The 26617-nt window shown below is 59.3% G+C and carries 25 protein-coding genes and 1 riboswitch; of the genes, 13 read left to right on the top strand and 12 right to left on the bottom strand.

Going from position 1 to position 26617, the window contains the following annotated elements; genetic code table 11:
- Window positions 1–29: 29 nt before the first annotated feature.
- The 5 genes from AC2FJ6_RS07985 to AC2FJ6_RS08005 form a co-directional block, all read right to left on the bottom strand.
- Complete coding sequence (locus tag AC2FJ6_RS07985; protein WP_170769383.1) at window positions 30–698, bottom strand: Crp/Fnr family transcriptional regulator; 669 nt, start codon at window positions 696–698, stop codon at window positions 30–32.
- A gap of 101 nt (window positions 699–799) precedes the next feature.
- Window positions 800–1405 carry an inner membrane-spanning protein YciB gene (locus tag AC2FJ6_RS07990; RefSeq protein ID WP_496668765.1) on the bottom strand — a complete coding sequence of 202 codons (606 nt, stop codon included), beginning with the start codon at window positions 1403–1405 and terminating at the stop codon, window positions 800–802.
- Window positions 1406–1421: 16 nt separating this feature from the next.
- Window positions 1422–2324 carry an EamA family transporter gene (locus tag AC2FJ6_RS07995; protein WP_170769385.1) on the bottom strand — a complete coding sequence of 301 codons (903 nt, stop codon included), beginning with the start codon at window positions 2322–2324 and terminating at the stop codon, window positions 1422–1424.
- An 87-nt stretch (window positions 2325–2411) separates the two neighbouring features.
- Entirely contained in the window at window positions 2412–3551 is a 1140-nt protein-coding gene (ftsY, locus tag AC2FJ6_RS08000; protein WP_170769386.1) for a signal recognition particle-docking protein FtsY, read from the bottom strand.
- Between the two features lie 58 nt (window positions 3552–3609).
- The gene (locus AC2FJ6_RS08005; RefSeq protein WP_496668768.1) at window positions 3610–4248 is read right to left on the bottom strand and encodes a lysoplasmalogenase family protein; all 639 of its coding nucleotides are present in this window, start codon (window positions 4246–4248) and stop codon (window positions 3610–3612) included.
- A 127-nt stretch (window positions 4249–4375) separates the two neighbouring features.
- On the opposite strand from AC2FJ6_RS08005, the gene AC2FJ6_RS08010 reads away from it, so the two are divergent.
- Complete coding sequence (locus tag AC2FJ6_RS08010) at window positions 4376–4771, top strand: hypothetical protein (protein WP_496668770.1); 396 nt, start codon at window positions 4376–4378, stop codon at window positions 4769–4771.
- A gap of 7 nt (window positions 4772–4778) precedes the next feature.
- Here the strand turns inward: AC2FJ6_RS08010 and xseA are convergent, their stop codons facing one another.
- Window positions 4779–6269 (bottom strand): exodeoxyribonuclease VII large subunit, encoded by a 1491-nt coding sequence (gene xseA, locus AC2FJ6_RS08015; RefSeq protein ID WP_496668772.1) that lies wholly within the window; start codon window positions 6267–6269, stop codon window positions 4779–4781.
- Window positions 6270–6344: 75 nt separating this feature from the next.
- Between xseA and purD the strand changes: the two genes are divergently transcribed.
- The gene (purD, locus tag AC2FJ6_RS08020) at window positions 6345–7607 is read left to right on the top strand and encodes a phosphoribosylamine--glycine ligase (RefSeq protein WP_170784361.1); all 1263 of its coding nucleotides are present in this window, start codon (window positions 6345–6347) and stop codon (window positions 7605–7607) included.
- 93 nt (window positions 7608–7700) lie between these two features.
- Here purD and AC2FJ6_RS08025 read toward each other — a convergent pair whose 3' ends face one another.
- Window positions 7701–8420: an FG-GAP repeat domain-containing protein gene (locus AC2FJ6_RS08025; RefSeq protein ID WP_237215749.1), complete on the bottom strand. Its 720-nt coding sequence runs from the start codon at window positions 8418–8420 to the stop codon at window positions 7701–7703.
- A gap of 62 nt (window positions 8421–8482) precedes the next feature.
- Window positions 8483–8806 carry a 2Fe-2S iron-sulfur cluster-binding protein gene (locus AC2FJ6_RS08030; RefSeq protein ID WP_170769391.1) on the bottom strand — a complete coding sequence of 108 codons (324 nt, stop codon included), beginning with the start codon at window positions 8804–8806 and terminating at the stop codon, window positions 8483–8485.
- 127 nt (window positions 8807–8933) lie between these two features.
- Between AC2FJ6_RS08030 and AC2FJ6_RS08035 the strand changes: the two genes are divergently transcribed.
- From AC2FJ6_RS08035 to AC2FJ6_RS08045, 3 genes are all read left to right on the top strand, one after another.
- Entirely contained in the window at window positions 8934–9323 is a 390-nt protein-coding gene (locus AC2FJ6_RS08035) for an OB-fold nucleic acid binding domain-containing protein (protein WP_237215751.1), read from the top strand.
- A gap of 75 nt (window positions 9324–9398) precedes the next feature.
- Complete coding sequence (locus tag AC2FJ6_RS08040; protein WP_496668775.1) at window positions 9399–10349, top strand: hypothetical protein; 951 nt, start codon at window positions 9399–9401, stop codon at window positions 10347–10349.
- A 175-nt stretch (window positions 10350–10524) separates the two neighbouring features.
- The gene (locus AC2FJ6_RS08045) at window positions 10525–11343 is read left to right on the top strand and encodes a DUF2189 domain-containing protein (protein WP_170769394.1); all 819 of its coding nucleotides are present in this window, start codon (window positions 10525–10527) and stop codon (window positions 11341–11343) included.
- 44 nt (window positions 11344–11387) lie between these two features.
- On the opposite strand, the gene AC2FJ6_RS08050 is transcribed toward AC2FJ6_RS08045, so the two are convergent.
- Complete coding sequence (locus AC2FJ6_RS08050; protein WP_170769395.1) at window positions 11388–12077, bottom strand: glutathione S-transferase N-terminal domain-containing protein; 690 nt, start codon at window positions 12075–12077, stop codon at window positions 11388–11390.
- A 130-nt stretch (window positions 12078–12207) separates the two neighbouring features.
- Window positions 12208–12285: riboswitch (SAM riboswitch) on the top strand.
- Between the two features lie 62 nt (window positions 12286–12347).
- Here AC2FJ6_RS08050 and metZ point away from each other — a divergent pair.
- The gene (gene metZ / locus AC2FJ6_RS08055) at window positions 12348–13538 is read left to right on the top strand and encodes an O-succinylhomoserine sulfhydrylase (RefSeq protein ID WP_170769396.1); all 1191 of its coding nucleotides are present in this window, start codon (window positions 12348–12350) and stop codon (window positions 13536–13538) included.
- A 173-nt stretch (window positions 13539–13711) separates the two neighbouring features.
- Window positions 13712–14815 carry a GTP cyclohydrolase FolE2 gene (folE2, locus tag AC2FJ6_RS08060; RefSeq protein ID WP_496668777.1) on the top strand — a complete coding sequence of 368 codons (1104 nt, stop codon included), beginning with the start codon at window positions 13712–13714 and terminating at the stop codon, window positions 14813–14815.
- Between the two features lie 387 nt (window positions 14816–15202).
- On the opposite strand, the gene AC2FJ6_RS08065 is transcribed toward folE2, so the two are convergent.
- Window positions 15203–15958 carry a hypothetical protein gene (locus AC2FJ6_RS08065; RefSeq protein ID WP_170769398.1) on the bottom strand — a complete coding sequence of 252 codons (756 nt, stop codon included), beginning with the start codon at window positions 15956–15958 and terminating at the stop codon, window positions 15203–15205.
- Here AC2FJ6_RS08065 and AC2FJ6_RS08070 point away from each other — a divergent pair.
- Together AC2FJ6_RS08070 and AC2FJ6_RS08075 are read left to right on the top strand one after the other, a co-directional pair.
- The gene (locus AC2FJ6_RS08070; RefSeq protein ID WP_170769399.1) at window positions 15957–17405 is read left to right on the top strand and encodes a TrkH family potassium uptake protein; all 1449 of its coding nucleotides are present in this window, start codon (window positions 15957–15959) and stop codon (window positions 17403–17405) included. The two genes, AC2FJ6_RS08065 and AC2FJ6_RS08070, sit on opposite strands and share 2 nt — an antisense overlap.
- Window positions 17405–18982 carry a thiamine pyrophosphate-binding protein gene (locus AC2FJ6_RS08075; RefSeq protein ID WP_496668779.1) on the top strand — a complete coding sequence of 526 codons (1578 nt, stop codon included), beginning with the start codon at window positions 17405–17407 and terminating at the stop codon, window positions 18980–18982. The genes AC2FJ6_RS08070 and AC2FJ6_RS08075 overlap by 1 nt, the downstream gene beginning before the upstream one ends.
- A 50-nt stretch (window positions 18983–19032) precedes the next feature.
- Here AC2FJ6_RS08075 and AC2FJ6_RS08080 read toward each other — a convergent pair whose 3' ends face one another.
- A complete protein-coding gene (locus AC2FJ6_RS08080) occupies window positions 19033–20766 on the bottom strand; it encodes a serine protease (RefSeq protein WP_496668781.1) in 1734 nt (577 codons plus the stop codon).
- A 203-nt stretch (window positions 20767–20969) separates the two neighbouring features.
- On the opposite strand from AC2FJ6_RS08080, the gene AC2FJ6_RS08085 reads away from it, so the two are divergent.
- Complete coding sequence (locus AC2FJ6_RS08085) at window positions 20970–21899, top strand: glycine--tRNA ligase subunit alpha (RefSeq protein WP_170769402.1); 930 nt, start codon at window positions 20970–20972, stop codon at window positions 21897–21899.
- An 8-nt stretch (window positions 21900–21907) separates the two neighbouring features.
- Here AC2FJ6_RS08085 and AC2FJ6_RS08090 read toward each other — a convergent pair whose 3' ends face one another.
- Window positions 21908–22540: a MarC family protein gene (locus AC2FJ6_RS08090; protein ID WP_170769403.1), complete on the bottom strand. Its 633-nt coding sequence runs from the start codon at window positions 22538–22540 to the stop codon at window positions 21908–21910.
- A gap of 78 nt (window positions 22541–22618) precedes the next feature.
- Here AC2FJ6_RS08090 and AC2FJ6_RS08095 point away from each other — a divergent pair, with 78 nt between their 5' ends.
- The 3 genes from AC2FJ6_RS08095 to glyS are packed head-to-tail and all read left to right on the top strand — an operon-like array spanning window position 22619 to window position 26567.
- On the top strand, window positions 22619–23140 hold the full coding sequence (locus AC2FJ6_RS08095) for a DUF6446 family protein (RefSeq protein ID WP_170769404.1): 522 nt from the start codon (window positions 22619–22621) through the stop codon (window positions 23138–23140).
- Window positions 23141–23144: 4 nt separating this feature from the next.
- Window positions 23145–24359 (top strand): sodium/glutamate symporter, encoded by a 1215-nt coding sequence (gene gltS / locus AC2FJ6_RS08100; protein ID WP_496668783.1) that lies wholly within the window; start codon window positions 23145–23147, stop codon window positions 24357–24359.
- A gap of 9 nt (window positions 24360–24368) precedes the next feature.
- The gene (gene glyS, locus AC2FJ6_RS08105) at window positions 24369–26567 is read left to right on the top strand and encodes a glycine--tRNA ligase subunit beta (RefSeq protein ID WP_170769405.1); all 2199 of its coding nucleotides are present in this window, start codon (window positions 24369–24371) and stop codon (window positions 26565–26567) included.
- Window positions 26568–26617 lie beyond the last annotated feature (50 nt).

A 26617-nucleotide genomic window follows, 5' to 3' on the forward strand; every position in this document is an offset into this window, starting at 1 on the left:
CACAGGTATGTGAAGCAGGTCACAGCGGATCAGATAAGATCGGAATCCGCCAGTTCTCGAAGCGCGTCAAAGTCGTGGATCATCAACCCGCCCCGCGATGCCTCGACCACCTTGTCGCGCTTCCAGGTCGAGATGGTTTTCGACACGGCCTCGCGCGTGGCGCCAACAAACTCGGCCAGTTCGCTTTGTGACAGGGACAGGCGGCTTGAGGGGTCCTCTTGCAGGTCGGTCAGGTGCAACAGCTTGCGGGCCAGACGGATCGGCATGGGCAGGAACACCTGTTCGTTCAACTGCGAGCCCATCCAGCGCATCCTGAGACCGGCCAGACGGATCATATCAACTGCCAAATCCGGGTGTTGTCGGATTTGGTCCATCACATCTGTACGCCGCACCCGCAATACGCGAGAAGGCTCGGCGGCGGCAATGGTCGCTGTACGCGGACCGCTGTCGAACAGCGCAATCTCACCAAAAACTTCGCCGGGTTTCATCAGGGTCAGCGACAGTTTGCGACCGCTCATCGCCAGAAAGGACACTTCGAGCGTACCGGCGAGAATGGCGTAGAGCGCGTCGCCCTCATCGCCCTGTTCAAACAATGTCTCGCCTTCATCAAGCGTGATTTCGGTGGCCTGGGCCGACAGCATCGCACGCAGACGGTCGGATGCTTCGGCCAAAAAACCGGTATTGGGAAAAGCCGTCATTTGGAAGTGGTGCTCCGGCTGGCAGGTGTGAGTGGTGTCACAACTTTCCACAGCAACGGCGATTAGCCAAGGATTTTATGTAGTTTTACGGAATCTACGGCCTATTGCTGGTCAGGATCGTCCATATAGGTCTGCAACATGCTGAACTGGAGCATGAGAAAAACCATTAGTGCGATCGGAAAACCAAAGGTTTCGATTTTGACCCACAGATCGGTCGACATGGTGCGCCAGACGAATTCATTGGCGACGGCCAGCACTGCGAAACAGGCACACAGCCGGCGTGTCAGAATCATCCAACCTTCGTGGCGCATGGGCAGCATCTCGTCCAAAACATAGGCGAGGTAGGATTTCTTTTGCAGCAGACCAATGCCGAGGATCAGGGCGAAAAAGCCATAGACCAGGGTGGTTTTCATTTTGAAGAACCGCTCGTCATTGAACCATGCGGTCAGGCCGCCGAAGAAGATCACCATGAAAGCGGTGAAGATCTGCATCCGGCTGAGTTTGCCGGTCAGGAACCACAATATCCCCATTGCGCCCAGCATAAGTGGGACGAAGATGATCGTTGCGACGATAAAGCCGGAATATTCCGTTCCTGCGAATTGGAAACTGTCGTCGCGCAGGCGCAAATAGATGAAGAAGAAAGCCAGCGGCGGGCCAAGCTCCAGCACCTGTTTCAGAAACGGGTTGATCGCATTCTTGCCTGTCATGTCGGTTTCCTGCTGTTTACCCGCCCATTTCAACTATTACGGCGCCGAGTGCAATCAATGCCATCAGTGCGATGCGTCTGGGGCCAACGGTTTCTTTCAAAACCAGCCAGCCAATAAGCGCTGCGAAGACGGTTGAGGTTTCACGAAGGACAGCTGCTTCGCCGACTTTATCCAGACGGGTGGCGAGCATGATCGAACCGAAAGACAGAGGTGCAATGATACCGCCAGCCAGCCCGCGCAGCATCAAAGGGCCAAGCGCGGGGCGGTGGATCATCGCGCGCCATCTGAGGAAGGCATAGAAGGGTAGCGTGGCGCCGTCGATCATGAAGAACCAGGCGAGGAAGGTGAACGGGTCGGCGGTGGCGCGGATGCCATAGGCGTCATAGGTCGTGTATAGCGCGACGAACAAACCGGTCGCGATGGCCAGCGCCAAGGCGATGCCCAGCGTTTCGCGGTTGGTTTCGAGAAACCGGAAGTTATAGGCGGCCAGTCCGAAAATCCCGCAAAGCAGGACAGCCACACCGAGCCATTGGGTGCCGGTGAAGGTTTCGTCAAACAACAGGTAAGCGCCAATCACGGTGAACAGCGGACCGGTACCGCGCACGACCGGGTAAACCACTGTGTATGAGCCTTTGGTGTAGGCCAGGGCCTGAAGGATTTTGTAGAGGATGTGGATCAGCCAGACGACTGCGAATATGGGCCACATAAAGGGTTCGGGCCAAGGCACGACGAAGAGGGCAAACGGGGCCGCCATAAGGCAATAGCAGGCGTCAATCACCCCGCGCGACATCCAGGGATCGTGGCGTCCTTTTTGCAGCGCGCCAAAGGCTGCGTGCAGGAAAGCGGCTGACAGCGCAAGCGCCAGGGCGAGCCTGTGGCCCGCTTCGGTGCCTTCAAGGGAGATCAGCCAGTCGCTCAAATTTCGGTCTTTGTTTTGGCGGAGAAGTGGGGGGCTGTCTGCCCCCCACGCCCCCCGAGGATATTTTTGGCCAGATGAAGCGGCGGATCAGCTTTGCAGGCCGGTGAGGGCGGCGGCGAATTCTTCGGGGTCGAACGGGGCGAGGTCGTCGATTTGCTCTCCGACGCCAATGGCGTGGATGGGCAGACCGAATTTATCCGCCAGCGCCACCAGAACCCCGCCTTTGGCGGTGCCGTCGAGCTTGGTCATCACCAGACCGGATACATCAGCCAATTTCCTGAAGGTTTCGACCTGGCTGAGGGCGTTCTGGCCGGTGGTGGCGTCCAGTACCAGCAGGGTGTTGTGAGGGGCGCTGTCGTCGACCTTGCGAATGACGCGGACAATTTTTGCCAGTTCCTCCATCAGGTCGGCGCGGTTTTGCAATCGGCCAGCGGTGTCGATCATCAGAAGGTCGGCACCTTCGTTCTGCGCTTTGGTCAGCGCGTCGAAGGCGAGGCTGGCCGGGTCAGAGCCTTCGGGCGCGGTCAGGACGGGGACGCCTGCGCGGTCGCCCCAGACTTGCAATTGTTCCACTGCAGCGGCGCGGAAGGTGTCACCCGCCGCGATGACGACTTTTTTGCCCGCGGCTTTGAACTGGCTAGCCAGCTTGCCGATGGTGGTGGTTTTGCCCGAGCCGTTGACGCCCACCACCAGCACCACTTGCGGGCGTTTGGGGTAAAGTGGCATGGGTTTGGCTACGGGTTCCATCACGCGGGCGACTTCTTGCGCCAGAAGCTGTTTGATTTCTAGCGTTGATAGTTTGCGACCAAAGCGCCCCTCGGCCATGTTCGAGGTGACGCGCAGGGCGGTATCGACGCCCATATCCGAGGCGATCAGCAGCTCTTCGAGCTGTTCCAGCATGTCGTCGTCCAGGGTTCGGCGGATGACGGTTTTATTGTCGGATCGGAAAAATAGGCGGCCCAGAACGCCTTTGGAAGGCGTGGTGTCTTCTGGCGCAGCTGGCATGGGCGTGGGTTGCGCAACCTCGACCGGCTGCGGCGTGGTCTCGGGTTCTGGCTCTGGTTCCGGTGGTGCGGCGACGGGTTCGGGGAGTGGCTCAGGCTCGGCAGGGGCAGGCTGTGGCGCTGTTGTTTCCTCTCCGCCATCTTCGACGATGGCATCGAGCCCCTGTTCGAGGCGGGACGAGGATTTGAACAGCTTGTCCTTGAGCTTTGAGAAAAACGCCATTTTTGGTCTCCGCAGGTGTTCCTTTCACCTAATGCGGATTTGCGGCAGTTGCAAAGGGTCAGAGAAAGGCGATCAACAGACCGGCCTGTGCGCCCCAGTATAGCGGCCAGACCAGATAAGGCGTCATCCGCAGGGCCGGGTGATGGGCGGGCAGCAGGAATTTCTCGGTCGCAAGGATCAGGTCCGAGGCGATGAAGGCCATCGCTGCGGGCAGGGCCCAACGCAAAGCGCCGGTGTCGGGCAGGGCCAAAACGGTGACGCCCATGCCCAGAATGATCGGGATATAGCCCAGAACTGGTAGTTTGAGATCCCCGGCACGTGGGGCCAGAAGAGTTGCCGCGACGATACCCAGCAGGATCAGGGACCAGAATAGGCCGGGGTGAGTTAAAATCAGGCTGGTATCGCTGCTGGGATGCGACAGAAACAGTGCGATATAGGCCAGGTGTCCGGCTGCAAAGGCACCGATCCCTGCCATGAACGTTGCGTCGGTTTCGCGCGACAACAGCGCGTCTCCGATGGCGCAGAGGCTCAGTGCGGCGATCAAAAGGAGTGGCGCCTCAGACAGCAGGGCGATGACGGCAAGGCAGGCGACCGAGGCGGTTTTCAGCACCGACCTAAGTGTGCTGGCCGGGCGAGGCGCCAAAGGCAGATAGGCCAACGCGCAGGCAGCAGCGACCAGAAACAGCGCAGTTGTCATTCAAGTGTCCCTTTTTTCGCCCAGCTTCATCGGGAAGGCGTCCGCAACTCAACCCGTGACGTTAAGGCAGCCTGTCCTGACAGATTGGTAATTGGCATTGCTGGTCGGCATCTGACATCATGCGGAAATGATCAGGCATGTTGCGATTCTTCTGGCTATGTCCGCGCAGATGGCGGGGGCGCAATCCGCGTTATCTGGGGCTGAATTTGACTCGTATACGCGGGGTAAAACCTTGTTTTACGGCTTTGAGGGGCAGGTTTACGGGGTCGAACGTTATTTGCCTAACCGACGCGTGATCTGGTCCTTTCTGGACGGAGATTGCAAGGAAGGCGTCTGGTACGAGCAGAATGACCAGATTTGTTTTCTGTACGAAGACCGGCTGGACCCGCAATGCTGGGTGTTTGTCGAATCCGGCAGCGGCTTGATTGCTCAGTTCGAAGGCAACCCCGAGCAGACGGAGCTGTACGAGGCCGAAGATATCGATGAGGAGATGGTCTGCCTCGGCCCCGAGGTTGGCGTTTGAGCGAGACCTAGAACAACGAGCCCTGATCAGGCGGCGTTTTCTTTGCTGATTTCTTTGCAACAGGTTTTGCTGAGGCCGGGCCCATCGCCAATGTGCCATCAGAGAATTCAATCTCAATAGCTGTGTGGCTTGCCGCCTGTGCCTTGGTTGTCAGAACCTGACCTTCGGCGCGCACAACGGCATATCCTCGCTGCAACGTGGCTTTGTAGCTGAGCGTTTCACGTAGCCGATCGGTGGCTTCCAACGCCTGACGCATCCGATCCAATCGTGTGGTCTGGGCAGCGTTCAGACGCTCGGTCAGGCGGGCTAGGTTTTGCCGTTGAGTGTCGATGTCGCGCTGAATAGGGCGTAGGGACAGGCGCGATGACAGGTTGCGCAACGCCTCCTGCCGTGAGGACACCAGATTTCGCAGGGTTGAGGGGCGCAGATGGGCCGACAGTTCCACAACTTTGATGCGTCGCGCCTGAACGCCGCGTTCCAAAGCCGGGGTCAGGCGATCTGCAATCAGGTCAAGACGTTGGCGCGGTGTGTTCAACAAGCTGTCGGGGCGCGGCAACGCACGCGACAGGTCGCGCAGGCGTTGGCTGCGGCGCTGCACTGCGTCGGTCGCGGCACGGGACAGGCGCGCGCCTTGTTCGCCAGTCCAGGCCAACAGTTCCATCCGCACGGGCACGGCCAGTTCGGCGGCGGCGGTGGGCGTCGGCGCGCGACGGTCCGAGACATAGTCGATCAGTGTCGTATCCGTTTCGTGCCCCACGGCTGAGATTAGTGGGATGTCTGAAGTCGCAGCCGCCCGTGCGACGGCCTCTTCGTTGAAACCCCACAGGTCCTCGATCGACCCGCCGCCGCGGGCGACGATGATCAGGTCTGGGCGCGGCAGGGCGCCTCCGGGGGTGAGTTGGTTGAAACCGTTGATCGCGTTGGCAACCTCGGGCGCGCAGTTCGATCCTTGCACGGCGACAGGCCAGATCAGCACCTTGCGCGGGAACCGGTCGCGCAGGCGGTGAAGGATATCGCGGATCACCGCGCCAGATGGTGATGTCACTACGCCGATGATCTGCGGTAGATAGGGCAGGGGTTTCTTGCGTTCAGGCGCGAACAGCCCTTCGGCCTCTAGCTGTTTCTTACGCTTTTCCAGCAACGCCATCAGTGCGCCTTGGCCTGCGACGGCGACCTCATCGACATTCAGGTTGTATTTCGATTGCGCGCCAAACGCGGTGAGACGCCCGGTTACGACGACCTCAAGCCCTTCTTCGGGCACCACGGACAGTCCCGAGATCTGACCCTTCCACGTGGTGCAAGCCAGCACGTTCCGGTCATCCTTGATATCATAGTAAAGATGGCCTGAGCGCGCCTTGAACACGCGCCCGACCTCACCACGCACACGGATTCGGCCAAAGGTGCCTTCCAGTGTGCGTTTTACCTCGCCGGAAATGTCGGAAACACTGTATTCAGGTGTGTTTTGGCCGGGAATGGGATCGTCAAGCAGGTCGGACATTTCAGCGCCTTGTGTCAAATGCCCACCCAGCTTAGAACGCGCGGAAGGCGAGGCCAAGCAGATCGGAGAGCAGTCATGAATATCCTCATTCTCGGGAGCGGTGGACGCGAACACAGCCTAGCCTGGGCGGTGATGCAGAACCCCAAGTGTGACCGTCTGATCGTCGCGCCGGGCAATGCCGGAATTGCTCAGATTGCCGATTGCGCGGCTCTGGACATCGAAAATGGCGGCGCTGTGGTCAGCTTTGCCGAAGACAACGCGATTGATTTTGTGATTGTCGGCCCTGAGGCCCCCTTGGCGGCTGGGGTTGCCGGCCGCCTACGCGAAGCGGGTGTTCTTGTCTTTGGCCCCTCGGCTGCGGCGGCGCAGTTGGAGGCATCAAAGAGTTTTACCAAGGAAATCTGCGACGCCTCGGGCGCGCCGACGGCAGCCTATGGGCGCTTTACCGAGGCCGAGCCCGCCAAGGCCTATATCCGCGAACAAGGCGCGCCGATTGTGGTCAAGGCCGATGGTCTGGCCGCCGGCAAGGGCGTGATCGTGGCGATGGACGAGGCGACCGCGCTGGAGGCCATCGACGACATGTTTGGCGGGGCTTTTGGCGGGGCCGGGGCCGAGGTGGTGATAGAAGAATTCATGGAGGGCGAGGAGGCCTCGCTTTTCGTGCTGTGTGACGGTGAGGATATCCTGTCGGTCGGCACCGCGCAGGACCATAAGCGCGTAGGCGAGGGGGATACCGGGCTGAATACAGGCGGGATGGGAGCGTATTCTCCGGCTCCGGTCCTGAGCGCCGAGGTCGAAGCCCGCGCGATGGAAGAGATCATCAAGCCGACCGTGGCCGAGATGAAAAAGCGCGGGATGCCGTTTCAGGGGGTTCTCTATGCGGGTTTGATGATCAAGGACGGGCAGCCGCGACTGGTGGAATACAATGTGCGCTTTGGCGATCCCGAATGTCAGGTGCTGATGATGCGCCTGGGCGCGCAGGCGATGGATCTGATGCATGCCGCAGCCGAGGGCCGTTTGCGTGAAGCGCAGGTGAACTGGGCCGATGATCATGCGCTGACCGTTGTGATGGCGGCTCAGGGATATCCGGGGTCTTACGAGAAGGGCAGTGTTATTGGCGGTCTGGACGGGCTGCCTGAGGACAGCAAGAACATGGTCTTTCATGCCGGGACCAAGGCTGCGGATGGGCAGGTATTGGCCACGGGTGGTCGGGTTCTGAACGTCACCGCTCGGGGCGAGACATTGCAGGAGGCGCGTGATCGGGCTTATGCGATGGTGGATGGGATTGACTGGCCCGATGGGTTCTTTCGCCGCGATATCGGCTGGCGCGCTTTGTGATCTGATTGCCGGGCTGCGCCCGTCTCGATTTTTTGGCGCGAGGGGCCAGCCCCTCGCGCTCCCCGGGATATTTTGGGCCAGATGAAGGGCGGATCAGCAAATGAGTGCGTTTGTTAGGTCACTGCGCTTCTTGAGGGGGCCAAGGTCGCGGGTTTGCCAATCGCCTCGGTAAGAAACGCTGACGATGGTGCTCCAGTCGGCGCTGGCGACGACCATCTCGGGGCCGGTGCCGCAATCGCGGATGGCGCTCGAAATATAAGCTTCTCCAATTTTGTGGTTTGTCAGACCAGGCAGTACCGCGATTTCGGTCAGTGCGCCATCTTTGAAGCGCCAGATGCGCAGGGTTTTGGCCAGGTGAGGGCGGTCGATATAGGCGATCTCGACGTAGCCGTCGCCGTCCAGATCGGCCGCGCCGATCGGTGCGAGCCAGCGGAAACGGGTGCCGATATGCGGGGTGGCGGCGATCTTTTCCCCGTGCGCGTTATAGATGGCGAGTTGTGCGCCTGTATCCTTCTGGGCTTCGACAACCAGAACTTCGAGCGTGCCGTTTTGATCAACGTCCGACAGCCGAGGCGCTAGATCTTCGAAAACACGGTCCTCGGGCAGGCGGATGGTCAGGGCAGATCGTTCCTTGGCGCCCGTCGAGCCTTGTGTGGCAGGCGTGTTTTCTATGGTAAGCTCAAGCGCTCCATATTCGATCTGATCCCCCAGGACGCCATGAGGATATCGGGTCGTGGGTTCGGTATAACGAGCCGCGACAATCGTGTCTGCAATGGCAGGGGCTGTTGTGACCAACCACAAGCACATTGCCATAAGCGCGCCGCGTGACCTGCCTTGCCAGAGGCGAGAGAGTCGGCGCGGCGCTTTGGAGATCATCAGATCTGTTTCTCGGGCATCTGAACGACCAGACCGTCCAGCGCGTCGGTGACTTTGATCTGGCAGGTCAGGCGGGACCGCTCTGGGTCGGGCTCAAACGCAAAGTCCAGCATGTCTTCTTCCATGTCGTCTTTGGCTGGCACTTTCTCGACCCAATCAGGGTGGATATAGACATGGCAGGTCGAGCAGGCGCAGGCGCCGCCGCAATCGGCCTCGATGCCGGGGATGTTGTTGTCACGGGCCCCTTCCATGACGGTCAGTCCGTTGGCGACCTCGACAGTGTGCTCGGTACCGCCATGCTCGACATAGGTGATCTTTGCCATTGCGTGCGTCTTCCTTTTACGATGTTCGAAACCTTCCTTAGTCAAGCCATTTAGGTCTTTCCACCCTCATTTGCGACTCGGGATGCCGCGACTGGACATTCCTGTGATATGTTCTATTTTTGTTCTCATGCTTGTTGCCCCTGTTCGCAGTGCAGTTTCAAACCGAGACTGGCCGCGCCCACCCGCTTGCCTGCCAGCCAATCGGCTGGACGATCCGCCCGATCATGCGCGTGTGACCGTGGCCGGGCTGGTGATCTTGCGGCAGAGGCCGGGTACAGCCAAGGGCGTGATCTTTCTGACGCTGGAGGACGAAACCGGCATCGTGAACGTGGTTGTCTGGCGCGCGATGTATGAACAATTTCGCCGGGCGGTGATCTCGGGCCGGTTGCTGCGGATCACGGGGCGGATGCAGCGGGCGCATTCCGTAACCCATGTGATCGCGGAAGAGATCGAAGATATCTCGGCCATGTTGGACGTGTTGGTACGGGGGGAGGGACAATCGCCCCAAAGCAAGTGAGAAGAAAACACCCAGACGTCATGGTTTTGCCAAGGTTGAATGTAATTCAGTCACCAGTTTGACGGGTATTACATTATGAAAAACAAGTATTTGTACCGCGTATTTCGACTGCGCCGGCTGATATTTCTTAGTTTGTTTCTTTTGTTCGTGCCATGGGCTGTGGGGACGCAGGTATTTGGTCATTCCGCACTTTTGGCGGGTCCGAAAATGCAACTCGTGACGGCCTTGTTTGGTGTATTTGCAATCATGTTACTGGTGCTCATTTACCCGCGGGTCTGGTGGGAGACGGTCACAACGGCCTTGGTGCTTGGGATAACGCTAATGCTCTTGCCGGTGATTGAGATGCTGCCCGACCTTGCGCCAACACAAAATCAAGGGAAGGCAACAGCCTGGACGATTATCGGAACGGTTCTGGTCAGTTTTTTCTTATGGCTCGGCCTGAACTGGCTGCCCAGCGTTTTTCTGCATGTTCCCCTTGGTTTGCGGGAATGGAAGTCGCGCGCCAGATACCTCATCCCTGCACAGCGTGCCTTTGACATTCTGAAGACAGCACCTGACAGCTATAGCGGAAAATACAAAACCGGCCCGGTGGGGGATGATGGGTTGTTCACGGTCTCGATGAACATGAACACGGTAAATCCCGACACCTGGGACCCGGAGAACATGGAAATGCTCTATAAATGCAAGATCGAGCAAGAGAGCGGTACGAGTCAGGTTATTTCGACGTATTATATGGTTGAAGGAGAGGCCAACGTGGATGTCGAACTCTTGACTGTCCGCGGCGAAGGGCAGGCCGCGATATGTGAGACAGTGACAATCAGAAGCCGACGAAACCTGTACGAAGATTTGGGTTTTTGGGTGCAGGATTTCGGAGCGGACCATTTGCATGCTAGATTGGATGCCGCCGAAGATCTGTCCTCGATTGCGCTGGTCGACTTGCCGTATGTGTCGCCATTGGTCGGGCTTGCGCGGTTTTTCGAGCAGTTTAATGAAGATCCGCCTGGTAAAAGCGGCGGATCGATTTAGCACTCTGCCGACTATCGCTTGTCCCGGTGGTTCTTGGACATGCCGACATACGGTACACGGCCCGCCTGAAACTTACTCCTGCCTTGCCCAAACGTCAGCGTTGATGCACAGTTTCATCATCGGAACTTTGGCGGCGCCGACAGGCTGCCGTGCCACGCTTTGGGAGGACCGTGACATGCCATCCAAAACCGCAGATTCCACACCGCCAGACGACCTGACGCCCCAGCCACAGGACAGGGCCAACGTCAATACGATCACTGCTGACGATATCACGGCCTCTTTGAAGGCCGGGTTTTCCGACTTTCTGGCGCGCCCGGTCATGAGCGGCTTTTTTGGTCTGTTCTATGCGGTCTTCGGCATTCTACTGGTTTGGGTCATGGTCTGGCTGGGCAAGATCTGGATGATCATTCCGGCCATTGTCGGCTTTCCGTTGATTGCACCATTTGCAGCCGCCGGGCTGTATGAAATGTCACGCCGGTTGCAAAAGGGACAGGCGTTCGGGTGGTCCGACATCCTGACCGTCATGGCCCATCAGCGCAAACGCGAGATGGGCTGGATGGCCTTTGTCACCCTGTTCATTTTCTGGGTATGGGTTTATCAGGTTCGGCTGTGGCTGGCGATTATCCTGCAAAACGCCTCGTTCTCGGATTTGGACGGGTTTTTGAACATCGTCTTCTTTACCCCGCAGGGCTGGACGTTTCTGGCCGTTGGCACGGCCATAGGCGCATTCCTTTCCGCGGTCCTGTTCTCGGTCACTGTCGTCGCCATGCCCATGTTGCTGGATCGCGAGACCAACTTTGTCTCGGCCATGCTTACATCTATCCGCGTCGTCACCGAAAACCCTGTGGTCATGCTGAGTTGGGCGGCGATTATTTCGGTCACGATGCTGTTGTCACTAGTTCCGGCATTTCTGGGCCTGATCTTCACCTTGCCGATTCTGGGGCATACGACATGGCATCTCTACCAGCGGGCGGTGCCACCGGTAGAGGGGTGATTTGAATGTGAACCCTTCGGAAAAGGGTCAGCCGCCGACCGTGTTCATCGCTTGAACAAATTGCTCTGCGATTGCTTGTCCCGGTGATCTCCGCGCAACTCGGCGTGCAGCGCGCGACCGGCCTGAACGCCGGGGCGGGCGCTGACGGTTTCCAGCCAGCGGGTGAAATGAGGTTTGTCCTCCAGCACCTGTTGCTGACCTTCCCACAGGCTGGCCCAGCCCCAGATCGACATGTCTGCAATCGAGTAGAAATCGCCCGCGACATATTCATTCTCGGCCAGCCGCCGGTCGAGCACGCCGTAAAGCCGCCCAACTTCGGTGCGATAGCGATCCTTGGCATAGGGCAGGTCTTGTGGCGGATCCAGTTGCGGGGCGTATTTCAAAAAGTGGTGCGCTTGACCGGCCATGGGTCCGACCCCGCCCATTTGCCACATCAGCCATTCCTCAACGGCGATCCGGTCACGCTCGGTTTCGCCATAGAACCGCCCGGTCTTGCGGGCCAGATACATTAGGATAGCACCGCTTTCGAAGACCGAGATCGGCTCTCCATCCGGGCCGTCGGGGTCCACGATGGCAGGCATCCGGTTGTTGGGCGCGATTTTCAGGAATTCGGGGTCGAACTGATCGCCCTTGCCGATATTGATCAGGTGGGTGGTGTAGGGCAGCCCCATCTCTTCCAGAGCGATAGACGCCTTCCACCCGTTTGGCGTAGGCCAGAAATACAGATCAATCATGGTCTCTCCTTCGGTTGACGGCGATCATGAAGGTTTCGGGCCATTGGGCAAGGGGGCAGGGGCAAACTGTTACGAAACCGTGACTGATTGCGCCTAAGGCTTGACGCCTTTGCATGCGCGGCGTAAGGGCAAGGCACCACGTGGCGATTTGTTACCGGATTGCGGGCCACGCTAAACAACACCGCTAAAAGGTCAGGATGAAAGACCCCTTTCGCTTGGCCGCGTCTGGGGTTTTTTGTTTGCCTCCAAAGAGGGGCCGAAAGGAATGACATGAGCGAGAATTGGAACAAACGCACACAGGCCGTCCATGGCGGCATCCGTCGCAGCCAATATAACGAAGTGTCCGAGGCGATCTTTCTGACGCAGGGCTTCGTTTACGAAAACGCCGAACAGGCCGAGGCGCGGTTTATCGAGACCGGCCCGGATGAGTTCATCTATGCCCGTTATGGCAACCCGACCGTGTCCATGTTCGAACAGCGCATCGCGGCGCTGGAAGGGGGCGAGGACGCCTTCGCCACTGCATCCGGCATGGCGGCGGTGAACGCGGCGCTGGTGTCGATGCTGAAGGCTGGCGACCATGTGGTGTCGGCCAAGGCTTTGTTCGGCTCTTGCCTCTATATCCTTGAAAACATCCTGACCCGCTACGGCGTTGAAGTGACCTTTGTCGACGGCACCGATCTGGACGCGTGGAAAGCGGCGATCCGCCCCGACACCAAAGCGGTTTTCTTCGAATCCATGTCGAACCCCACCCTTGAGGTGATCGACATCGAAGCGGTGGCCACGCTGGCCCATGCCGTCGGCGCAACCGTGATCGTGGACAATGTGTTCTCGACCCCGGTCTTTTCGCGCGCGATCCAGCAGGGCGCGGACGTGGTGGTCTATTCCGCAACCAAGCATATTGACGGGCAGGGCCGGGCTCTGGGTGGCGTAATCATCAGCACCAAAGAGTTCATCCGTGGCACCGTTGAACCCTATCTGAAACATACCGGCGGCGCGCTTAGCCCGTTCAACGCGTGGGTCATGCTCAAAGGGCTTGAGACGATGGCTCTGCGGGTGAATGCGCAGGCCGAGACGGCGCAGATCATTGCCGAGGCGCTGGAGGACCATCCCGCGCTGGAACGCACCTTGTATCCGGGGCTGAAAACCCATGCCCAAAATGCGTTGGTGCAATCTCAGCTGGGCGGCAAGGGTGGTACGGTTCTGTCGTTGGACATCAAGGGTGGGAAAGCGGCGGCGTTTGCTTTCCTCAACGCGATGACGATCCCGGTGATCTCGAACAATCTGGGCGACGCCAAGTCGATCGCGACGCATCCGGCAACAACGACCCATCAACGCCTGAGCGATGCGCAGAAAGACGAGTTGGGCATTACACCCGGCTTGATCCGGTTCTCGGTCGGGTTGGAAGATGCTAGCGACCTGCTTGCCGATATTAAACGCGCATTGGACGTTTCTCAGCAGTAAACGTCGCGTCAACGGTGCTACAAACAGGCTCAAAGAGATGTGTGCGGGGTGGTAAATCGCTCATCCCGCACCAAAAATCGATCCGGACTGTGTTTTCCGGCGTATACGGTTAAACTGGAAAACACGCCCAAGCTGTATATAGTCCGGCGGCGAACCCCGAGGAACCCCAAGCGATGAACGTGCATCCCCGTGACATTGACGACGCCCCCGACAATGACGAGGCCGCTGCGGCGCTGAAAGTTCTGCGCAAATGGGCAGTATCCGCGACCGACGCCGAGATCAGTCAGCTTGATCCGGCAATCGCGCGCCTTGTGCCGGGGCAGGAGACGTCCAACTATCCGTCTTTGTCGCGCGACTACCCCGAGGACTTCAAGGCCGATGAGGCCTATCGCGCCACGCTGCCCGATCTGCAAAACGGTCCGTCCAGCTTGATCCGGGGAGCGAAGCAGCAAATTCAGCATGTGGGTATCTCGAATTTCCGCCTGCCGATCCGGTTTCACCGCAAGAATGGCGAAGACCTGACGCTTGAGACCTCGGTCACGGGCTCGGTCAGCCTTGAGGCCGAGAAGAAGGGCATCAACATGTCCCGTATCATGCGGTCCTTTTACAAACACGCCGAGCGCACGTTCAGCTTCGAAGTCATGGAAGCCGCGCTGGATGATTATATGACCGATCTGGACAGCTTTGACGCGCGTATACAGATGCGATTTTCCTATCCCGACAGGGTGAAAAGCCTGCGCTCGGGGCTGGAAGGCTATCAGTATTACGACATCGCGCTGGAGCTGGTGGAACAGAACGGCGTGCGCCAGAAGATCATGCATCTGGACTATGTCTACTCTTCGACTTGTCCCTGTTCGCTTGAGCTGAGCGAACATGCTCGTTCAACACGTGGCCAGTTGGCGACGCCGCATTCACAGCGGTCGGTGGCGCGGATTTCGGTAGTGGTGGATTGCGACGCCGATTGCCTTTGGTTCGAGGACCTGATCGCGTTGTGCCGTCGTGCCGTGCCCACGGAAACACAAGTGATGGTTAAACGCGAGGACGAGCAAGCCTTTGCCGAGCTGAACGCCGCAAACCCGATCTTTGTCGAAGATGCTGCGCGCCTGTTCTGCGCCGAACTTCTGGCCGACCACCACGTGGGTGATTTTCGCATAGTGGCCAGTCATCAGGAAAGCCTGCACAGCCACGACGCTGTATCAGTTCTGACCGAAGGGCCGACCTTTGTGTCATCCAGCCTTGACCCAAGGCTGTTCTCGACTCTGTTCCATGTCGGCTGAACGCGCAAAGTCTCAGGATTAACCTTACGGCACGTTTTTGCCGCATCGCAGCAAAAAATGCTGCACTCGCACGGTCTTTGAAGTAGACTGATGTGGAATGCAGCCGTGGTTAGACCGTTGGTCAATGGGAAAGCCACTCCAAAGGAAGCTGAAACGTGCAACGCTTGATCCTGCGTGACATCGTTTCCCGCCCGTTATCCCAGGGCGGGCAGGGCCTCTTTTTCTCAAGCGTGCTGCGTTACTTTCAGAGGAGAGACTACGTATGAATCCGATTACCCAGCCCTTGGAATTTCAGGCTGCCGCAATCCGCATGGCAGGCTACGCGGTGAGCAACCAGATGAAAATCATGCAAATTCTGGCTTGCTCGGCGATGGAGCTGCCATTTTTTCAGGTGCAGGCACTGCACACCTCATCCGCTGCGCCCGCGCCTGTTGCACCGAAACCTGCAGCGCCGGCCAAGCCGAAACCGGTAGCCCGTGCTGCCAAGGTGAAAACGCCGCCGGCGGCTAAAGCCAAACCTGCGGTAAAAGCGAAACCGGCAGCGAAGCCAGTCGCCGAATCACCTAAACCGGCAGCCGTGAAATCCACACCGGCCAAAGCAGTGGCTGCCAAACCGGCCAACAAACCGCACATAGCCAAACCAGTGGCGAAAAAACCAGCTGCGGCCAAGCCAGCGGCAGTTAAATCGCCCATCGTAGCTAAGCCTGCGGCTGCAAAACCGGTAGCTGCCGCCGTTGCGGCGAAGCCTGCGGTTAAGGCTGCGCCGAAACCGGCAGCGGTCCCTGCTGCATCCAAGCCAGTGACCGCAAAAGCTGCGCCGAAACCGGCCGCTCCTAAGCCTTCGGCGGTAAAACCCGCAGTTGCAAAAACGGCAAAGGTCAAGGCAGAGGCACCCAAACCAGCTGCACCCAAGGCGCAACCTGCCAAACCCGCGGCACCCAAGGCCGAAGCCGCGAAACCCGCAGCACCCAAAGTCGAAGCCGTGAAACCTGCAGCCCCCAAGGCAGAGGTTGCGGCACCAACCCGCCGAACCCGCGCGCCATCGAAGCCGCCCGCAATGCCCAACGCGACCAACAAAACGCAAAAGTAAATCGGGGCATCCGCTTGACACAGTCGTGCAGGCGCGCCAACGCTGCGCCTCATGACGGATATACGCCCGGTTGGATATGTGATTGGCCTGCTGGTCGCCATTCTTGGGGCGACCATGATTCTGCCTATGCTTGCGGACCTGATCGAAGGGCGCGACGAATGGCATGTGTTCCTTGAAAGCGGGATCATCACCGTCCTGACCGGCGTCATTCTGGCAATGAGCTGCTCGAACGGGGTGGGCGAAGGTCTGACGATCCGTCAGACCTTTTTGCTGACCACCGGGGTTTGGGTCGCTCTGCCGTTTTTCGGCGCGATCCCGTTTTTGATCGGCGCAACAGAACTGCGCTTTGTCGACGCTTACTTCGAAGCGATGTCCGGCCTGACGACCACCGGTTCGACCGTGATTTCCGGGTTGGATGAGCTGCCGCAGGGCCTGTTGCTGTGGCGCGGAGTGTTGCAATGGTTGGGCGGGATCGGGATCATCGTCGTCGCTATGGTGTTTCTGCCCGAGCTTCGGGTGGGCGGGATGCAGATCTTCCGCTCGGAAGGGTTTGAAACTATGGGGAAAATTCTACCCCGCGCGCAAGAGATTGCGGGTCAGATTTCCCTGATTTACGTCTTTCTGACATTCGCCTGTGTGCTGGTCTATGCCGGCTTTGGCATGAGCTTTTTCGACGCCGTCGTCCACGCCATGACCACAATCGCGACTGGAGGGTTCTCGAATTACGACGCCTCGTTCGGGACGTTCTCGGGGCCGACGGAATATGCCGCCTCGGTGTTCATGATTTTGGCGGCGCTTCCTTTCGTGCGCTATGTGCAACTGGCAAATGGCAACACCAGTTCGCTGTGGAAAGACAGCCAGATCCGTGCCTTCCTGGCCACGATCCTTCTGCTGGTCGCGATAATGACCGTCTTTCTGCTAACCGTCTTTCCGCATCACTGGGAACAAGCGTTCCGGGAATCTCTGTTCAACATCACCTCGATCATCTCGGGCACAGGCTATGCCAGCGTGAACTACATGACCTGGGGCAGTTTCCCGGTCATGGTTTTCTTCTTGATCGGCCTGATCGGTGGCTGTGCGGGCTCGACCGCCTGTTCGATCAAGGTGTTCCGCTACCAGCTTTTGTTTGCCTCGATCAAAACCCAAATACGCCGCATCCGCTCGCCCCATGGGGTGTTCATGCCTTTGTATGATGGACGGCCGATAAGTACGGATGTTCTGACCTCGGTGATGAGCTTTTTCATGTTCTTTGTGCTGTCAATGGGCGTTCTGGCCTGGGCTCTGGCGCTGACGGGTCTGGACTTTATCACCTCGGTTTCAGGCGCGGCGACGGCGTTGGCCAATGTAGGGCCGGGGCTTGGTGATCAGATCGGTCCGGCAGGCAATTTCGCGGGGCTGAGCGATACCGCCAAGTGGTTGCTGTCCATCGGGATGCTGGTCGGGCGGCTTGAGCTTCTGGCCGTTTACGCCCTGTTCACCGTTCAATTCTGGAGAAACTGATGAAAAGACCCCTCGGCGCGCAAATCTCGCATATGCTTCGGGATCGCGGTGTGGATGTGATTTTCGGCATCCCCGGCGTGCATAATCAGGAAATGTACCGGGGGATCGAAGAGGCGGGCATCACCCATGTTCTGGCTCGGCACGAACAAGGGGCCGGGTTCATGGCCGACGGCTATGCGCGGGCAACTGGTAAGCCGGGGGTGGCCTATGTGATTACCGGGCCGGGCCTGTGCAACATCATGACACCTATGGGGCAGGGATATTCGGATTCGGTGCCGATTCTGGTTCTGTCCTCATGTCTGGACGAGACCGAGGCGTCAAAGGGCCAGTTGCACCAGATGAAGGACCAGCGCGGGGCCGCCGGTACGGTTGCTGATTGGTCTGTGCAGGCAAATTCGGCCCAAGCCGCTTACGGGCTGGTCGAGCGCGCCTTTGAGGAATTCGAACTGTCGCGCCCGCGTCCCAAGCATATTCAGGTGCCGATCAAACAGCTTCAGGCCGAAGCAGATCCGGCCCCGTTTCCCAATCAGCCGGGGCTGCGCACCAAGGCCGCGCCGCCGGATGTCGCGCCCGTTCTGTCGATGCTGAACATCGCCCGCAGGCCCTTGTTCATTCTGGGGGGCGGGGCGCGGTCCAACCTGTGGCGGCAGATCATGACCCAACTGGGGGCGGCCTGTTTCACCACCTATGCGGGGCGCGGCATGGCCGGGTTGAACTATGCGTTGGATTTTGGTTCCTACCTGCCCAGGCCGGGCAGCGCGGAAGTTATCGACTCGGCCGATCTGGTTGTGGTCGTTGGATCGGAGCTGGGTGAAGTTGACCTGTGGCGCGACGATCTGGGGCATTCCGGAAATCTGGTGCGGGTCGATCTGGACCCGGCTGTACTGTCCGACCGCCACCGGGCAGCGGTCAAATTGCAGGTGGATGGAGAAAGCTTCGCCCATGCGCTTTGGGCGGCGATCGACCATGTAAAACCGGCAACTGGCTGGACCGAGGACGAAGTGGCGCAAGCCCGCGCGAAATGGCGGGTCGAGGTGGACGCCGAACGCCCCGGCATCGTCCCCGTGCTGGACGCGCTGCGCGAAGCGATGCCGGCCGAGACCATGATCTATTCGGACATGACCCAGCTAGCCTATGTCGGCAAAGAGGTCTGGGACATGACCTTCCCCTACCACTGGCATCACCCGACCGGGTTCGGCACGCTGGGTTACGCTCTACCCGCCGGGATCGGCGGTGCGGTTGCACGGCGCGGAAAACCGACGGCGGTGATGGCCGGGGATTACGGGTTTCACTACACAATGGCCGAGCTGGGTGTCGCGGTCGAGTTGGGCGTGTCTCTGCCCATCATTCTCTGGGACAACGCCAAGCTGAAAGAGATCGAGGACAGCATGGTCCGGGGTCAGATCGCACCCAACGCCGTGGTCGCGCGCAACCCCGATTTCTGCAAACTCGCCGAAGCGTTTGGCGCTCTGTCCGCAAACCCCTCTAGCCTGGAGGAGATGCAGCAGACGGTTCGTGGGGCATTCTCGGCGCCGGGTCCGACGCTGATACGGGTGACGCCCGACATCCTGACATAAGAAAAGCGCTGCATGGGTTTTGCGGCGCTTTTTTGTTTTGGATTAAGTGCTTACTCCCAGCAGTGAACCAGTACAGTCATACCTGTAGCGCGACGGTTCAGTTCGTTGGGCGACACCTGACCGGTGGATTGACCGGCCTGACCGACAACGCCCGCCTTATCAAGGATTTCACCCAGACGCGCCGCGGTTGCGGCCAAACTGACCGAGGCGGGCAGGGTTCGGCCGTCCGCGGGCGTCGGCAATAGCATCCCCACAACCTGACCGCTGGTGTCAAAAATCGGGCCACCTGCGTCGCCGGGTTGTGCGGCCAGCGCCAGACGTTTCACGCCCTCTTCACCGTTCAGCCCGCGCACATCGGCGATCTGGCCATAGGTCAGCGTCGGTGCGCCCAACGCGCCTTCGTAGGAGAACCCGGACACGGCGACCTCGGTCTGAATGCGCGGAGTAGCGGCGTTGAACTCGGCAACATTCAGCGGGGCGAGGGTGGTTTTGGGACGCAGGACGGCGACTCCAAGATCCACATCGGTCCAGGCGACCTGAAGTTCCTGATCACCGTCCAGGGTCAGACGGGTGCACATGTCGGTGGCCTCGGTCACAGTCAAAATCGTACCGTTGGCGTCCGCGAAAAAGCCCGAACGCGACAGACGGGGTTTGCGCAGCTGCAGGCCCGAGATCAGGTCAATGCGCTGCTCAGCCTCGGCCCCGGCGCTGGCATCCAGAACGGCGTCATTGGTGGCAAAACTGGCCTTCATTCCCGCCAGCACACGGGCGCGGCGGGCCTCATCCCCGTCGGGCCATACAAGGGTAAAGCCCTTGATCTGGCCGTCTTGCAGCTGGGCTTCGGTATAAGACACGATGCCATTGCCGCGCCCTTCGAGCGTAAAACGGTCACCGCGCAACTGACGAGGGCCGTCCAGCGGCACGATCTCGAGCGATTGCATGACCTCGTAAAGCGCGCGCAGGGTGTTCTTGTCGCCTTCCTGACTGATCAGCAGTGCCTTGGCATTCAGGTCAGAGATACTGTTGAAATGGGCAAACGGGGCCTCATACCGGTCAAAGGCAACAGCGCTAAGCGGCAGGTCCAGATCAATCCCCGCCTGCGGGTCGGAATGGCGGGCCATCCCGACGCTGATCAGAGGGGCGTTGTAGTCGTCCATCAAGGTGGTGCGTTGCGCGGTGGTTAGAACTCCGGTGGCCTCGAACCCGTTGAAGCGCTGCCAATCCGCCATCGAACGACGGGTGCCTTGCCCGAAAGCTCCATCAATGGTCGAATTGTAGAACCCGGCGGCCTGAAGGGCGGTTTGCAACGCGCGTCGATCCTGCGCGCTGAGCAGCCGTTCGGATTGTAGCGCCTGCGCGCGGGTTTCATCTGATGTCTGCGGCGTCAGCCCGGTTGCAGGTTGTTCCGGCGCAGCGGTTGTCGGAGGTTGTACTGCGGCGCGGTCTTGGCTGGTGCTCGAAACAGGCCAGAACTGCGGCCCAAAACTGTTGGAAAACGCGATGTAACTGTCGGAGGGGATTTGGCCTTCAGCGCGATAAACCCTCAGAACTTGCTCGGCATCAGCGCGTAAATACGGTCCGATAACAATGGCGTACCAGCCAGAGTTCAAGCGAAACCCATTCACGTCTGGTAGAAGGGACGCATAGGCCTGCGCGCGCTCTTGGGCTTGGCTCAGGGATGGCCGTGCCTCGACCTGAACCCAGACGCCTGCCTCTTGCTGGGCGAAAACGGCGCGGGTGCCGAAGAGGAAAAGAAATAGAATTGCCGTAAATATGCGTGTCATTGTCTGCCCGTGTCCGCAATTTTTATCTGGGTGGCAGAGTACGCCAAGTGCAGGGTTGAACACCATGCCCAGATTGCGGGGAATTTGCAGTGTGGCGACGCAGTGACAGGCCGGACGCACTGGCCCGTTGACGCCCCTTGGCCCCTTGCATAGGAAGGGCAAAACCCATCGTTACCGGCGCAGCGGCGCCCAAAGGGAATGTCATGACCGAACAGTCCAGCGCACCTCGTTCTTTTCAGGAGATTATCCTGCGGCTTCAGTCCTATTGGGCCTCGAAAGGCTGCGCGATCCTGCAGCCCTATGACATGGAGGTCGGTGCAGGCACATTCCACCCGGCGACGACTTTGCGCGCCCTGGGGTCCAAGGCATGGGCTGCTGCCTATGTGCAACCCTCGCGCCGCCCGACCGACGGGCGATATGGTGAGAACCCCAACCGATTGCAGCACTACTACCAATATCAGGTGTTGATCAAACCCAGCCCACCGGACCTGCAAGAGCTGTATCTGGGTTCGCTTGAAGCGATCGGTATCGACATGGAGCTGCACGATATCAGGTTCGTCGAGGATGACTGGGAAAGTCCCACTCTGGGCGCATGGGGTCTGGGCTGGGAGGTTTGGTGCGACGGCATGGAAGTCAGCCAGTTCACCTATTTCCAGCAGGTCGGCGGCCACGACTGTACACCCGTTTCGGGCGAACTGACCTATGGGCTGGAACGTCTGGCCATGTATGTGCTGGGTATCGACCATGTGATGGACATGCCCTTCAACGACCCTCAATCGCCCAGCCCGTTGAAATATGGCGATATCTTCAAACAGACCGAGGAAGAATACGCCCGCTGGAATTTTGACGTGGCCAATACCGAGGTCCTGCTGCGCCACTTTGAAGAGGCCGAGGCGGAATGCGCCACTATTCTGGCGCAAGAGCATGATGATCCAAAGACGGGCAAGCGCATCGTGATGGCGCATCCGGCTTATGATCAGTGCATCAAGGCCAGCCATATCTTCAACCTGCTGGATGCGCGTGGGGTGATTTCAGTCACCGAACGGCAGGCCTATATCGGGCGGGTGCGTGCCCTGGCCAAACAATGCGCAGATGCGTTTGTCATGACCGAGGCTGCCGGGTACGAGGCTTGATGGCCAGATCACGCCAATCCGGGCAGCAACACCTTCAGGCCGTCGGCGATCATGCTTATGGCGATGGCCGAAAGGATCATGCCCATGAAGCGGCTCATAATAACGCGCGCGTTTGCGGACAAGCGTTTGGCCAGCTCCGATGCGTTCCAGAAGGTGACGAACAGCAACAGCAGGACGACCAGAAATACGCCTGCATAAAGCATCGCATCCACTGGTTTGGTGATGTGATGAGCATAGAGGATCAAAGTCGTGATCGTGCCCGGACCGACCAGAATGGGAAAGGCCAGCGGATAGAATGCAACGGTGTCGGGTTCGGGATAGGATTGCTTTTCATCCTCGGTACCGTGATGGGTGGTGCTTTGATTGCCACTCAGCATGTTGAGGCCGATCATCAGGACGACCAGTCCTCCCGCAACGCGCAGGTCATCGACCGAAATGCCAAACAACCCCAACGCCTGATTGCCGATGGCCGCAAAAGCCCCCCCCAGGATCAGGCAATAGATCGTCACTTTCGCCGCCACCTTACGCTGATCGGTCGAGGACAACCCTTCGGTCACGCTGAGGAAAACGGGCAGGTTGGTGATCGGGTTCATGATCGCAAACAAAGCGCCGAAGAATCCGACGGTAAGGGTGGAGTCCATTCGATAAGCCTCGTATCAACCTGTTACGTGCCGGACCCTGTCCGATTTCATGCGCATTTGAAAGAGGCTGCGTGACCAATGACCGGAAAACTGCTTGCTCTTCTGTTGCTTGGCTCGGCCGTTTTGGCCGGGGCAGGGATGTACTACCTTCAGGTTTACGGGTTTTACTATTCGGTCGATCCGCAGCCGGGACGCGATGTCCAGCTGGTGGCTGTGACGTCTGAAAAAGCGGAGCCAATTGCTTACTCGGGGTTTCAGGCGATTGATGCCGACAGCTCTCCGATCCGGTATCGGGCCTGCTTTGAAACCGAGCTGACCCAGGAAGATCTGGCCGCTTTCAAGCTGGTGGACAATGCTGAGCCACTGACCGCGCCCGGGTGGTTTGACTGTTATGATGCCGTGACGATTGCGGATGCACTGAAATCGGGACAGGCGCAGGCTTTCATGGGGCAAAAGAACATCCACTATGGCGTGGACCGGATCGTTGCCGTGACGCAGGACGGCAAAGGCTATGTCTGGCATGCGCTGAACAATTGCGGCGAAAAAGCTTATGACGGAACCGTGGTGGGCGAAGAGTGCCCGCCGCGCCCGCAGGAGTAGCGAAATGATCGAAGAGATGCTGCAAATCCCGGATTTCCTGACGGCCACAATGGGGTTTGCTGTCTATCTGATCGGGGCCGAGATCAACGCCCGTGTAGCAGCGCTACGGCAATTCAACATCCCTGAACCCGTAACCGGAGGGTTGCTGGCCTCGGTCTTTCTGCTGGGGCTTTATCTGCTTTTCGGGATTGAGATGACTTTTGGTCTGGCCGCGCGGGATTTCCTGCTGGTGGTGTTCTTTGCAGGGATCGGTTTGAATGCCCGGCTGTCGGATTTGATCGCGGGCGGGAAGCCGTTGCTTTTGCTTCTGATTCTGACACTTGTGACGATTGTTTTGCAAAATGGCGTGGGCGCTGTTGGGGCAGTGCTTTTTGGCTATCCGGCGCAGGCCGGGGTGCTGTTCGGCTCGGCCGCGCTGATCGGCGGGCACGGCACAGCAATCGCCTGGGCCCCCGAAGTGGGTGCGGTAACTGGATTAGAGGGCGCGACCGAACTGGGGGTGGCCGTTGCAACCTTGGGCCTTGTATTGGCGGCTCTAGTCGGCGGCCCCATCGCGCGTTATCTGATCGAGGGCCGGAACCTGACACCTGAACGACCGGACGAAGAGCACACCGTCGGCCTACCCGAAAACCCCTCCGAGGCTGCCTCAAAGGTGGATCACCTGACCATCATGCGGGTGATGCTGTATCTGAACATCGCAATTGTTGCCGGGTATTTGCTTCATAAGGCCATCAGCGCGGCGGGGTTGAAGCTGCCGCTTTTCGTGCCTTGCCTAATCATGGGGATCGTGATTGCCAATCTGCGTTCTGCGCTTTTCCCCAAGGCTCCGCCAGTTGCTCGAACGCCCTCGCTGGCGCTTATTTCCGAGTTCTCGCTAGGCGCGTTTCTGGCCATGTCACTCATGAGTTTGCAGCTGTGGACCATTGCCGAGTTGGGACTGGCTATCATTGTGATTTTGGCAGCGCAGACACTTATGGCCGTGGCTTTTGTTATCTGGGTATTGTTCCCGGTGATGGGCGGCAGCTACCGCGCTGCTGTCTTGTCAGCGGGGTTCGGCGGGTTCGCCCTTGGGGCCACTCCGACCGCTATCGCGAATATGACCGCTGTTACCAAGCGATATGGCCCGTCGCCTATTGCCTTTATCGTGCTGCCCCTTGTATCCGCGTTCTTTGTGGATATTGCCAATGCCATCGTCATCCAGACGATCGTGAACTTCTAAGGACCGACCATGCCCGACCTGCTGATCGAACTGTTTTCCGAGGAAATCCCCGCACGGATGCAAGCCCGTGCCGGTGAGGATCTGAAAAAGCGGATTACCGATGGTCTGGTCGAGGCCGGTCTGACCTATGCCGGGGCCGCAGCGCTGACCACGCCGCGCCGCCTGACTCTGGCGGTTGAGGGGCTGCTGGCGGAAAGCCCAACCATCCGCGAAGAACGCAAGGGCCCAAAGGTCGCCGCCCCGGACAAAGCCATCGAAGGCTTCCTGCGCGGTGCGGGTCTGACCCGTGATCAGCTGGAAGAACGCGACACCCCCAAGGGCGCGGTTTATTTCGCCACCATCGAAAAAGCCGGTCGCCCGGCAGCCGAGATCGTGGCCGAAGTGCTTGAGGCCACCATCCGCAATTTCCCATGGCCCAAGTCGATGCGCTGGGGCAGCGGCCCGCTGCGCTGGGTACGCCCTTTACACTCGATCCTGTGCATCCTGTCGGATGAGGCGGGCGCGCAGGTCGTGCCGCTTGAGGTCGAGGGGATCAAATCCGGGGATACCACGGGGGGGCACCGTTTCATGGCTCCGGATCGGTTCTCGGTCACGTCTTTCGAAGACTATGCCGCCAAACTTAAACGCGCCTTTGTGGACCTGAACCCTGCGGACCGGGCCGAGCATATCTGGAACGACGCGCAGAACATGGCCTTTGCCGCCGGTTTGGAAGTGGTCGATGACAAGGGCCTGCTGGCTGAGGTTGCCGGTCTGGTCGAATGGCCGGTGGTTCTGATGGGTAAGATCGATGACGAATTTCTGGACCTGCCCCCTGAGGTTCTGCAGACCTCGATGAAAGAACATCAGAAGTTCTTTTCGGTGAAGAACCCCAAGACCGGTCGGATTGAACAGTTCATAACCGTCGCCAACCGCGAGACCGCTGACAATGGCGCGACTATTCTGGCAGGGAACCAAAAGGTGCTGTCCGCCCGGCTGGCGGATGCGAAGTTCTTCTGGGAGAACGACCTGCGCATCGTCAAGTCCGACGGGTTCGAACCTTGGGTCGAGAAACTGAATGCGGTGACGTTCCATGCCGAACTGGGCTCGCAGGGCGAGCGGGTTCTGCGCATCGCCGCGCTGGCGCATGAACTGGCCGGGGCAACGGGTGCGACGCCCGCACTGGCGATGATGGCCGCACAGTCGTGTAAGGCCGATCTGTCATCCGAGATGGTGTTCGAATTTCCCGAATTGCAGGGCTTGATGGGCCGCTACTACGCTCAGGCTGCCGAATTGCCAGCCGAGGTGGGGCAGGCCAGTCAGGAGCATTACTCGCCGCTTGGCCCGTCGGATGATGTGCCGACCGCGTCGGTCTCGGTGGCGGTGGCGCTGGCCGACAAGCTGGACACGCTGACGGGGTTCTGGGCGATTGACGAAAAGCCGACGGGCTCGAAAGACCCGTTTGCGCTGCGCCGTGCGGCGCTTGGGGTGATCCGGTTGATCCTGACCAACGATCTGCGCCTGTCATTGAATGATACCTTCACGTCGGCATTGGGAAGCCTGCTGAAACTGCCCGAATGGCAGGCAGCCCTGCTAGAGGCCAAGGCGAAACAAGCCAAGGCCGAGGATGCTGAGGCCGCCGCGCAAGAGGTTCATGGGCTGGCTCATCAGGTCGAAGCCGCGACAGCGATCGTCAGCAATGCTCCGGCGGACCTGCTGTCCTTCTTCCACGACCGCCTCAAGGTGTTCCTGCGAGACGAGGGCATCCGCCACGACATCATCGACGCCTGTATCGCGATGGACGGCAATGATGACCTCAACCTGTTGGTCAAACGCGCTCGTGCTCTGAACGCGGTGATCGCGACCGAGGATGGCGAGAACCTTGTTCAGGGCTTCAAACGCGCCAACAACATCCTCACACAGGCCGAGGAAAAGGACGGGGTCGAGTATTCCTACGGTGCGGATGTGAAATTCGCCGAGACCGACAGCGAAAAGGCGCTGTTTGCGGCGCTTGATAACGCGCAAGGTAAGATCGAAGCCGCGCAGAAGGCCGAGGATTTCCCCGCAGCCATGACCGCTATGGCCGCACTGCGCGGTCCGGTGGATGCCTTCTTCGAGGATGTTCAGGTCAATACCGACAATGACATCCTGCGGCGCAACCGCCTGAACCTGCTCAGCCAAATCCGGCAGGTCTGCGCGCGCGTCGCGGACCTCAGCAAGATCGAGGGCTGATCCAGATCGCCCTTGCGCCATTGGTGCAGGGGCTTATGCTGCGGGCAAAC

It is taken from the genome of Ruegeria sp. CDSA089 (assembly GCF_059612205.1).